Genomic DNA, 9,396 nt, shown 5'->3' on the forward strand with positions numbered 1-9,396 from the left:
TTATATGTCAGGCGCGCCGGCAGGCGCCAGCCGGCGGCTCGTGCCCGCCGACGGCCGACGCCGGCCCGCCCGTCGTATTCCGGATCCCTTCATGTCCCATCCCGCTTCTCCGTCGCGGCCGCTGGCGTTTCGCGTGAACGGCACGCCGCACACCTTCGCCGACGCCGCGCCCGACGCGCCGCTGTTGCTGGTCCTGCGCAACGACTGCACGCTCAACGGCCCGAAGTACGGCTGCGGGCTCGGGCAGTGCGGGGCGTGCACGGTGCTCGTCGACGGGCAGGCCACGCGTTCGTGCGTTGTGCCGGCCGCCGCCGCGCACGGGCGCGACGTCACGACGCTGGAAGGGCTCGGGTCGTGCGACGCGCCGCATCCGATCCAGCGCGCGTTCATCGACGAGCAGGCCGCGCAATGCGGTTACTGCCTGAACGGCATGATCATGAGCACGAAGGCGCTGCTCGACCGCCACCCCGCGCCCGACGATGCGGCGATCCGGGATGCGTTGCGCTTCAACCTGTGCCGTTGCGGCACGCATCTGGAGATCATCCGCGCGGTGCATCGCGCCGCACGCTATCTGCGAGGCGGCGATGAAGCCTGACGCAGGTCCGCCGATGGCGCCGGCGTGTGTGGCGGAACCCGCACCGCACGATGACGCGGCCGCCGCCGCCGCGCCGCCGCACCGCGCACGCTACGCCTGGCCGATCGGCGATGCGCGCACGCCTGCCTCGTTCGATATCGAAACGCGGACCGCGCCCGACGGCAGGATGACCACGTGGCGCTACCGTGCGCAGGCAGTCGGCCCAGCCACGAACGATGCTCGCGGAGCCGCGGCACGCGCCGATTCCAGCGCCGCATCGCCGTTCGTCTACCGGCACGCGCAGACGTCGATCGAGCTGGTCGATGCCGATGGCGCGATTCCCGGTCACGCGCACGTCTTTGCCCGCGAATCCTTCGTCGACGAACTCGCGGGCGCGTTGCGGCGCGACCCGGTCGCGTTGCGGTTGCAGCATCTCGACGCCGCGCGGGACGCGGGGCCCCGCGAAACGATCCGGATGGTCAGCGAACGCGCTGCCTGGGGCGTGCCGGTTGCGCCGCGGGCGAACGCGGCGTCGCGTGTCAGCGGTCGCGGCTTCGCCTTCGATGGCGAGCGGGGCGACGCGCGCACAGTCGCATCCGCATCCGCGTCCGGCGACGATGCCGATCGTCACGGCGATCCGCACTGGTCAGCGTGGGTCGTGGATCTCGAGGTCGACCGTGCGACCGGCGATGTCGCGGTGCGGCGCGTCGTGGCCGGGCAAGGCAGCGGCGAGCCGGCCGACGCGTCGCTGGCCGGCCTGCCCGCATGGCAGATCGAGGCCGCGATTTCTCGCGTGATGGGCGCACGGTTGTCGGCGCGGCCGGCGCACGACGAGACCGATGCCGATGCGCGGCCCGACGCGATCGCACACGAGCTGGTTGCCTTCGATGCCGCCACGCATCGCGCGCATGGCGACCTGTCCGGATACGATGCGCGGCGCGGGCGGTGTGGTCGGCGGGCTGATCGGGCTGGCGTGCGCGATCCTGCCGGGCCCCGCGCCGATCGCGCCGCTTGCGCCTGTTGCGCCCGGCGGCGCGGACGGCGCGATGTGGAGCGTGGCGACGCTCGAACGCGGCCGCCTGGTCGCGCTCGCCGGCGATTGCGCGGTGTGCCACACGGCGCCCGGCGGCGCGACCAATGCGGGCGGGCTCGCGCTCGATACGCCGTTCGGCACGATCTACACGACGAACCTCACGCCCGATCCGGAAACCGGCATCGGCAACTGGTCGTATCCGGCGTTCGCCCGCGCGATGCGCGAAGGCATCTCGCGCGACGGCTCGCACCTGTACCCGGCGTTCCCGTACACCGCATTCGCGAAGCTGAGCGAGCCCGATCTGCTCGCGCTCTATGCGTACCTGATGTCGCAGCCGCCGGTGAAGCACGTGCCGCCGCAGACGAAGCTGCCGTTTCCGCTCGATCAGCGGCGTCTGGTGGCCGGCTGGAACTGGCTGTTTCACGACGCACGGCCGTTTGCGCCGGACCCGGCGCGCTCGGCGATGTGGAATCGCGGCAAGTATCTGGTCGACGGCGCCGGGCACTGCGGCGCCTGCCACACGCCGCGCAACGCGCTCGGTGCGGAGAAGGGTGGTCTCGCCTATCTGTCGGGCGGCGAAGCGGAAGGCTGGGTCGCGCCGCCGCTCGTCGCGTCGCCGGCTTCGCCCGTGCCGTGGACCGAAGGCGCGCTGTTCGACTATCTGCGCACCGGGTTCTCGGCACAGCACGGCGTCGCGGCCGGGCCGATGGCGCCGGTCGTCGCGGGGCTCGCGGCGCTGCCCGAATCCGACGTGCGGGCGATCGCGCATTATCTGGCGTCGCTGTCGCCGCCCGTCGATGCGGCCGTCGCCGCGGCTGCGGCCGACCGCCAGGCGCGCGGCGCGGAAACCCTCGCGACGCTCGGCCTCGAGAACGGCCGCCGCGCGTTCGACGCGGCGTGCGCGGTGTGTCATGCGGAATCGGGCGGCGTCGGACATTTCGGCGTGCGGCCGCTGATGGGGCTCAACACGAGCGTCAGCCAGGCGACGCCGGACAATCTGCTGCGCGTGCTGCACCACGGGATCGACCAGCCGGCCACCGACCGGCTCGGCTACATGCCGGGCTTCGGCGATGCCTTCGACGATCGGCAGATGGCCGAGCTTGCCGCCTACATCCGCGCGCGGTACGCACCGGGGCAGCCGGCGTGGCGCAACCTCGCGGAAGCATCCGCGCGAATCCGTCAGGCGGGTGCACATTGACCGTCGTGCCGGCGTGAGCGGCCGCGCCGGCGGGCATGCCGGGCGAAATGACCTGACGAACGAAAACGATGGCCGGCGACGGCTGTAATTCTTGCCGGATTCGGCCATCGTTTAACCATTCGAAACAATGTGTTCACCGAAAGGGGCATGATCTCCGGCGATCGAGCAGGCATACTGTCGCCAATGTTGCTCAATGCACGTCGACCGGCGTGCGCCTGCCCTCCATGTCCATTCCAGTCTTTTTTCGAACCCTGCGATGGTTGACCATTGCGGCTGCTGCATGCTTGCTCGCCGCGTGTTCGACTGCTTCCGACGTGACCGCGACGTCGAACCCGAACGTGTACACCGTGACGACGCGCACGGTCGGCGTGTCGACGACGTGGGCCGACGCCCACGAGAAGGCCGTCAACGAAGCCACCAACTACTGCACGCAGCGCGGGATGCGCGCCAGCGTGAAGCAGGAATCGCTGACCGGCGGCCGCCGCGTCGACGCACGCTCCGAACTCGCGTTCGAGTGCCATCCGACCTTCGAGACGGCGTCGAACCCGCGCGGTTGACCGAGCGGCGGCATGACGACGCCGCCCGCGTTTTTCTTCCCCCGCCTGCAAACCGACCCGCGATGCCGTTCCAGCCCATCGCGGGTCGACGCACGTCCGCGTCGGCCGGGCGCATCAGGCCGGCTGCGCCTCGTACAGCTTCACGCACGCGGAGAAGTCGAGCGTGCCGAGCCCCTGCTGGCTCATCGACTGATACAGCTGCTGCGCGAGCGCGCCCATCCAGACCGGCTGATGCGCGCTGCGTGCGGCTTCGGTCGCGAGCCCGAGATCCTTCAGCATCAGGTTCGCCGCGAAGCCGCCTGCATAGCCGCGCGCGGCCGGCGCGGTGTCGCTCACGCCCGGATACGGGTTGTACGCGTCCGAACTCCAGCAGCGGCCGGTCGACGTGTTGATGATGCCGGCCAGCACGGTTGGATCGATGCCGAGCGCGGCGCCGAGCGCCATCGCTTCCGATACGCCCATCATCGAGATGCCGAGCAGCAGGTTGTTGCAGATCTTCGCGATCTGCCCGGTGCCGGTGCCGCCGCAGTGCACGACGTTCCTGCCCATGTCGAGCAGTACCGGGCGGATGCGCTCGAACAGCGCGCCATCGGCGCCGACCATGAACGTCAGCGTGCCGGCCTGCGCGCCGCCGGTGCCGCCCGACACGGGCGCGTCGGCGAGCGGGAAGTCGCGCTGCGCGGCCGCGTCGGCCACCGCGCGCACGGTGCCCGGATCGATCGTGCTGCAGTCGATCAGCGTCGCGCCGGCGCGTGCGCCGGCCAGCACGCCGTCGTCGCCGAGGTAGACGGCGCGCACGTGCTGCGCGGCCGGCAGCATCGTGATGATCAACGAGCCGCGCGCGGCGGCGTCACGCGGCGACGTCGCCGCCGCCGCGCCGGCGCGCACCGCGGCGTCGACCGCATGCGCGTCGAGGTCGAACACCGTCAGCGCGTGGCCGGCCTTGAGCAGGTTGGCGGCCATCGGGCCGCCCATGTTGCCGAGTCCGATGAAGGCGATTTCCATGGCGAAGCTCCTCCTCAGCGCAGCGCGATCGTCGTGTTCACGCCGCCGGCCGTCGCGTCGTCGTCGAACCAGCGCGCGGTGACCGTCTTGGTCTGCGTGTAGAACTGCACGACCTGCTTGCCGTACGGGCCGAGATCGCCGAGCTTCGAGCCGCGCGAGCCGGTGAAGCTGAAGTAGGGCACCGGCACCGGAATCGGGATGTTGATGCCGACCTGGCCGACGTCGATCTCGCTCTGGAACTTGCGCGCGGCCGCGCCGCTCTGCGTGAAGAGGCCCACGCCGTTGCCCATCGGGTTGCGGTTGACGAGCGCGATCGCGTCGTCGAGCGTGTCGGCTTCCATCACGACCACCACCGGTCCGAAGATTTCTTCCGTGTAGATCGACATGTCGGTCGTCACGCCCGAGAAGATCGTCGGGCCGACGAAATTCCCCTGCTCGTAGCCGGGCACCTTCACGTCGCGGCCGTCGAGCAGCAGCGTCGCGCCTTCCTTCACGCCGGCGTCGATCAGCGACAGGATGCGTGCCTTCGCCGCCTTCGACACGACCGGGCCGACGTCGGTGCCGGCTTCGGCGCCCGCGTTGACCTTCAGGGCCTTCGCCTTGTCGACGAGATCGGGCAGCCAGTCGCGCGCCTTGCCGACCAGCACGACGACGGAGGTCGCCATGCAGCGCTGGCCGGCCGCGCCGAAGCCCGCGCCGACCAGCGCGTTGATCGACTGCTCGCGGTGCGCATCGGGCAGCACGACCGCGTGGTTCTTCGCGCCCATCATCGACTGCACGCGCTTGCCGTGCTGGCTGCCGAGGTTGTACACGTGCGTGCCGACGCGCGTCGAGCCGACGAACGAGATCGCCTTGATGTCCGGGTGCGTGCACAGGCGGTCGACCACCGTCTTGCCGCCGTGCACGACGTTCAGCACGCCTGGCGGCACGCCGGCCTCGAGCGCGAGCTCGACGAGCTGCATCGTCGACAGCGGGTCCTGCTCGGACGGCTTCAGCACGAACGTGTTGCCGCAGACGATCGCCATCGGGAACATCCACAGCGGAATCATCCCGGGGAAGTTGAACGGCGTGATGCCCGCGCAGACGCCGATCGGCTGGCGCAGCGTGTAGGTATCGACGCCGCCCGCGACGTTCTCCGCGAATTCGCCTTGCTGCAGCGTGCCGACCGAGCACGCGTGCTCGACCACTTCGAGGCCGCGGAAGATGTCGCCCTGCGCGTCGGGCAGCGTCTTGCCTTGCTCGGCCGTCAGCGTGTGCGCGATCCGTTCGAGATTGCGGCGCACGAGATCCTGGAACTTCAGCATGATGCGCAGCCGCGCGCCGATCGGCGTCGTCTTCCAGGTCTGGAACGCGCGCTGCGCGGCCGCGATCGCGGCATCGACCTCGTCGAGCGTCGCGTACGGCACGCGGCCGATCACTTCCTGCGTCGCGGGGTTGACGATGTCGCCCCACTCGGTGCTGTGCGATTCGACGAACGCGCCGTCGATCAGCAGCTTGGCGGTGGGCAGGGCGAGGGTGGTCTGGGGAACTGCGGCGTTCATGGAACTCTCCGGGGAAACGATGTGCGATGACGAAAGGGGGCCTGCGTCCGCCACGCGTGCAGGCGCGGCGGGCGACAGGACGAACTGAAGATCGAATGCCGGCCGGCGTGCTCAGGCGCGCGCCGGGCGCATCAATGCGGTACACACGAGCGCGAACACGCCGAAGCCGACGAGGTACGCGATCACGTAGTGCGGCTGGCCGCCGCCGGCCTTGAGCAGCGACGTCGCGATCATCGGCGCGAAGCCGCCGCCGATCACGCCGGCCAGCTGCACCGACAGCGAGATGCCGCTGTAGCGGATTTCCGCCGGGAACTGCTGCGCGAACAGCAGCGATTCCGGCGCATAGAGGATCGGGAACACGACGCCGAGGCCGAGCACGATCGCCCACCATGCAGTCGACGTCTGCTGCGTGCCGAGCATCATGAAGAACGGCGCGGCGAACGCGCACATCAGCACGAGGCCGATCGCGAACATCCGGCGCTGGCCGATGCGGTCGCTCAGATGCCCGCACAGCGGCATCGTGACGAGCGACAGCGCCGCGCCGGCCGTGATCGCGTGCAGCATCTCGGCCTTCGGCAGATGCAGCTGCTGCGTCGCGTAAGCGAGCGCGAACGTGACGACCATGTAGAACCAGGTGTTCTCGGCGGCGCGTGCGCCGACGATCGTCAGCACCTCGCGCGGATGGCGGCGCAGCGCGGCCGTCACCGGCGATTTCTCGGCCTTGCCCTGGCGCTGCATCTTCTCGAAGTCGGGCGATTCCGGCACCTTCGCGCGGATGAACCAGCCGAGGCCGACGAGCGCGATGCTCGCGAGGAACGGCACGCGCCAGCCCCACGACAGCATGTCGGCTTCCGGCAGCGCGGCCACCGCGGCCATCGCCACCGACGACAGGATCAGGCCGAGCCCGACACCCGTCTGCGGCAGGCTGCCGAACAGCCCCTTGCGGCCCTTCGGCGCGTGCTCGACGGCCATCAGCACCGCGCCGCCCCATTCGCCGCCCACCGCCATGCCCTGCAGGAAGCGCATCGCGATCAGGAGCGCGGCGGCCCAGTAGCCGATGCTGTCGTACGACGGGATCAGCCCGATGATCATGCTCGGCACGCCCATCAGCAGCAGCGTGATCATCAGCATCGACTTGCGGCCGATGCGGTCGCCGAAGTGGCCGAACACGATGCCGCCCATCGGCCGCCCGATGAAGCCGACCGCGAACGTGCCGAACGCGGCGAGCGTGCCGACGACCGGGTCCAGCGACGGGAAGAAGATACGGTTGAACACGAGCGCGGCGGCCGTGCCGTACAGGAAGAAGTCGTACCACTCGATCGTGGTGCCGGCCATGCTGGCCCAGCCGGCCAGCAGGTAGTGCTTCGCGGTGCGCTCGGGCGCCGGCGTCGCGATGGTCGCATGCTCATCGAGGGTGGATCGGGTCTGCATGGTGTCTCCGGTTTCATTGCCCGCGGCTCATGGTCCGCAGGTCACGGTCGAGTATAGTTATGCGCAGATTCATGATGTACCGATAAAGAAACCGGTTGGATGTGCATTTATGCACATCGACGGCCGGCCCGGAGACGCCCGCCTTTTTCCCTCGCCGATGCGACATGCCACCGAGCCGGTTTCCGGCAACCTGAACTGGGACGATCTGCGCTTTTTCCTCGAGGTCGCGCGCACGCAGCGCGCGAGCGGCGCCGCGAAGCGGCTCGGGGTCGACTACACGACCGTCGCGCGGCGCATCCGCGCGCTCGAGGCCGCGATGGGCACGCTGCTGTTCGACAAGTCGCGCTCGGGCGGCTTCACGCTGACGGCGGAAGGGCAGCGGCTCGTCGCGTATGCGGACGCGATGGAGACGACCGTGCAATCCGCGTGCGACCAGGTCGCGAACACCGGCGAGGCGCTGTCGGGCCACGTGCGGATCGGGTCGACCGAAGGGTTCGGCTGCTTTTTCCTCGCGCCGCAGCTCGCGCGGTTCCGCGCCGCGCATCCGCACGTGACGGTCGACCTGCTGCCGGTGCCGCATTTCGTCAACTTGCCCAAGCGCGAGGCCGATCTCGCGATCACGCTCGAACGGCCCGAGCGCGGGCCTTACGTGGTCACGAAGCTGTGCGACTACCAGTTGCGGCTCTATGCGACGCACGACTATCTGGCGAACCACGCGCCGATCACGTGCACCGACGATCTCGCGCGGCATGCGTTCATCAGCTACGTCGACGATCTCGCGTTCAGCAACGAACTGCTGTACCTGGACCGCGCGGTGCCCGGCGCGACGGCGGGCTTGCGCACGACCAGCGTGATCGCGCAGGTTTTCGCGGCGCTGCAGGGCGGCGGCCTGGCGATCCTGCCGTGCTTCATGGCGGCCACGCAGCCGGCGCTGGTGCCCGTGCTGCCGGACGACGTGGTCGTCACGCGGTGTTTCTGGCTGACGTGCCGCGAGGATCTGCGCAAGCTGCGGCGCGTGACCGCGCTGTGGGATTACCTGCGCGCGGCGGCGGACGCGAATCGCGCGTTGCTGTCGGGGGAATCGGCTACGCTGCGCTTCGTCGGCGAGCCGGCATAGCGGTCGACGGGCGACGCGCGACGCGCGACGGCGACGCGACGATCGATCTGGATCACAACACGGCCGGCGGCGATTCGACCGGCCAGCGGGGAGAGGGCAGATGGCTTTGACGCATGCGGGCAAGGTTTTCGTGGTGTGCGTGGTGGTATTCGGCGTGGTCGCTTACTGGCTCGCGTCGCGCATGGTGCGCCGCCAGACGGGCAGCAAGCGCGGGGCCGGCGGCGCGGTCGCGTTCTGGTGGCTCGTGTGTTTTTGCCTGGTGTCGCTGTCGTTCCCGTTCGCGTACTGGATCGGCGACGAGCTCTACGCACTGGCGGTGTCGCCGACATACGAAGCGACCGTCGTGTCCTACCAGTCCGAGTGGGACACCTGCGAGCGCCGCGACAGCTCGGGACGAACCTCGTCGTACCGGTGCATCAAGTACACGTCGATCCTGGAAGCCGTGATGCCGGATGGCGAACGTATCACGCTACCGGGCAACATTCGCTCGGGCGCCGTGCCCGACATCGGCGAGAAGGTCGATGTCGTGTTGCCGCAGGGCGCCCATCAGTGGCACGAGCGCAGCGTGCGCAGTATCGGGCTGCTGGCCGGCGGCACGGTGATGGTCGCGATCATCGGGTATTTCGTCTACCTGATCGCGGCGTATGGCGCCGGGAAGAAGATCGACGGCGCGGCCCGCTTCGGCATGGCGGTGGTGCTGAACGGGCTCGTGCCGCTCAGCGCGCTGCTGATGGAAATCGCCTTCCTGAGCGTGCCGTATCGCTACTGGGCGCGCGGCAATCCGGAACAGTGGCCCGTGTGGGTGCTGGCACTCTGCCTGCTGTTCGCGCTGGCGCTGCTGCCGTTGCTGCTCGTCTACGCGCGAACCGCATGGCGGGCGGTCGTGAAGTAACGGCGGCGCCCCGCCTCGCGATCGCGGCGCGGGGGCCGGCCGCGCCGC

General features: G+C 69.8%; 8 protein-coding genes and 1 pseudogene. 5 read left to right on the plus strand and 4 right to left on the minus strand.

Features of this window, described 5'->3' with window-relative positions; genetic code table 11:
* Window positions 1–91 precede the first annotated feature (91 nt).
* On the plus strand, window positions 92–595 hold the full coding sequence (locus tag H3O04_RS15175) for a (2Fe-2S)-binding protein (protein WP_124591551.1): 504 nt from the start codon (window positions 92–94) through the stop codon (window positions 593–595).
* On the opposite strand, the gene H3O04_RS36785 is transcribed toward H3O04_RS15175, so the two are convergent.
* Window positions 540–1,205, minus strand: coding sequence for a hypothetical protein (locus H3O04_RS36785; RefSeq protein ID WP_442862828.1), 666 nt, complete (start codon window positions 1,203–1,205; stop codon window positions 540–542). The two genes, H3O04_RS15175 and H3O04_RS36785, sit on opposite strands and share 56 nt — an antisense overlap.
* A 12-nt stretch (window positions 1,206–1,217) precedes the next feature.
* Between H3O04_RS36785 and H3O04_RS15180 the strand changes: the two are divergent.
* Window positions 1,218–2,805, plus strand: a pseudogene (locus H3O04_RS15180) (c-type cytochrome); the annotation flags it as partial.
* A 224-nt stretch (window positions 2,806–3,029) separates the two neighbouring features.
* Window positions 3,030–3,362, plus strand: a complete 333-nt coding sequence (locus H3O04_RS15185) for a hypothetical protein (RefSeq protein WP_034174847.1) — start codon at window positions 3,030–3,032, stop codon at window positions 3,360–3,362.
* A 114-nt stretch (window positions 3,363–3,476) separates the two neighbouring features.
* On the opposite strand, the gene mmsB is transcribed toward H3O04_RS15185, so the two are convergent.
* The 3 genes from mmsB to H3O04_RS15200 all read right to left on the minus strand — a co-directional run bounded on the left by mmsB (window position 3,477) and on the right by H3O04_RS15200 (window position 7,339).
* A complete protein-coding gene (mmsB, locus tag H3O04_RS15190) occupies window positions 3,477–4,367 on the minus strand; it encodes a 3-hydroxyisobutyrate dehydrogenase (protein WP_006479249.1) in 891 nt (296 codons plus the stop codon).
* A gap of 14 nt (window positions 4,368–4,381) precedes the next feature.
* Window positions 4,382–5,908, minus strand: a complete 1,527-nt coding sequence (locus H3O04_RS15195) for a CoA-acylating methylmalonate-semialdehyde dehydrogenase (protein WP_034174846.1) — start codon at window positions 5,906–5,908, stop codon at window positions 4,382–4,384.
* 111 nt (window positions 5,909–6,019) lie between these two features.
* A complete protein-coding gene (locus H3O04_RS15200; RefSeq protein WP_006479247.1) occupies window positions 6,020–7,339 on the minus strand; it encodes an MFS transporter in 1,320 nt (439 codons plus the stop codon).
* A 157-nt stretch (window positions 7,340–7,496) separates the two neighbouring features.
* Here H3O04_RS15200 and H3O04_RS15205 point away from each other — a divergent pair, with 157 nt between their 5' ends.
* Together H3O04_RS15205 and H3O04_RS15210 are read left to right on the plus strand one after the other, a co-directional pair.
* Window positions 7,497–8,456, plus strand: a complete 960-nt coding sequence (locus H3O04_RS15205) for a LysR family transcriptional regulator (protein WP_006479246.1) — start codon at window positions 7,497–7,499, stop codon at window positions 8,454–8,456.
* Between the two features lie 100 nt (window positions 8,457–8,556).
* On the plus strand, window positions 8,557–9,348 hold the full coding sequence (locus H3O04_RS15210) for a uracil permease (protein ID WP_202587975.1): 792 nt from the start codon (window positions 8,557–8,559) through the stop codon (window positions 9,346–9,348).
* The last annotated feature ends 48 nt before the right edge of the window (window positions 9,349–9,396 follow it).

Origin of the sequence: Burkholderia sp. KCJ3K979, assembly GCF_016759955.1 — a bacterium.
GTDB classification, from domain to species: domain Bacteria; phylum Pseudomonadota; class Gammaproteobacteria; order Burkholderiales; family Burkholderiaceae; genus Burkholderia; species Burkholderia orbicola.

What these genes read in the sequence shown, in the direction of transcription:
- H3O04_RS15195 (WP_034174846.1), bottom strand. Translation starts at nt 5,908, where the DNA reads ATGAACGCCGCAGTTCCCCAGACCACCCTCGCCCTGCCCACCGCCAAG.
- H3O04_RS15205 (WP_006479246.1), top strand. Translation starts at nt 7,497, where the DNA reads ATGCGACATGCCACCGAGCCGGTTTCCGGCAACCTGAACTGGGACGAT.
- mmsB (WP_006479249.1), bottom strand. Translation starts at nt 4,367, where the DNA reads ATGGAAATCGCCTTCATCGGACTCGGCAACATGGGCGGCCCGATGGCC.
- H3O04_RS15175 (WP_124591551.1), top strand. Translation starts at nt 92, where the DNA reads ATGTCCCATCCCGCTTCTCCGTCGCGGCCGCTGGCGTTTCGCGTGAAC.
- H3O04_RS15185 (WP_034174847.1), top strand. Translation starts at nt 3,030, where the DNA reads ATGTCCATTCCAGTCTTTTTTCGAACCCTGCGATGGTTGACCATTGCG.
- H3O04_RS15200 (WP_006479247.1), bottom strand. Translation starts at nt 7,339, where the DNA reads ATGCAGACCCGATCCACCCTCGATGAGCATGCGACCATCGCGACGCCG.
- H3O04_RS15210 (WP_202587975.1), top strand. Translation starts at nt 8,557, where the DNA reads ATGGCTTTGACGCATGCGGGCAAGGTTTTCGTGGTGTGCGTGGTGGTA.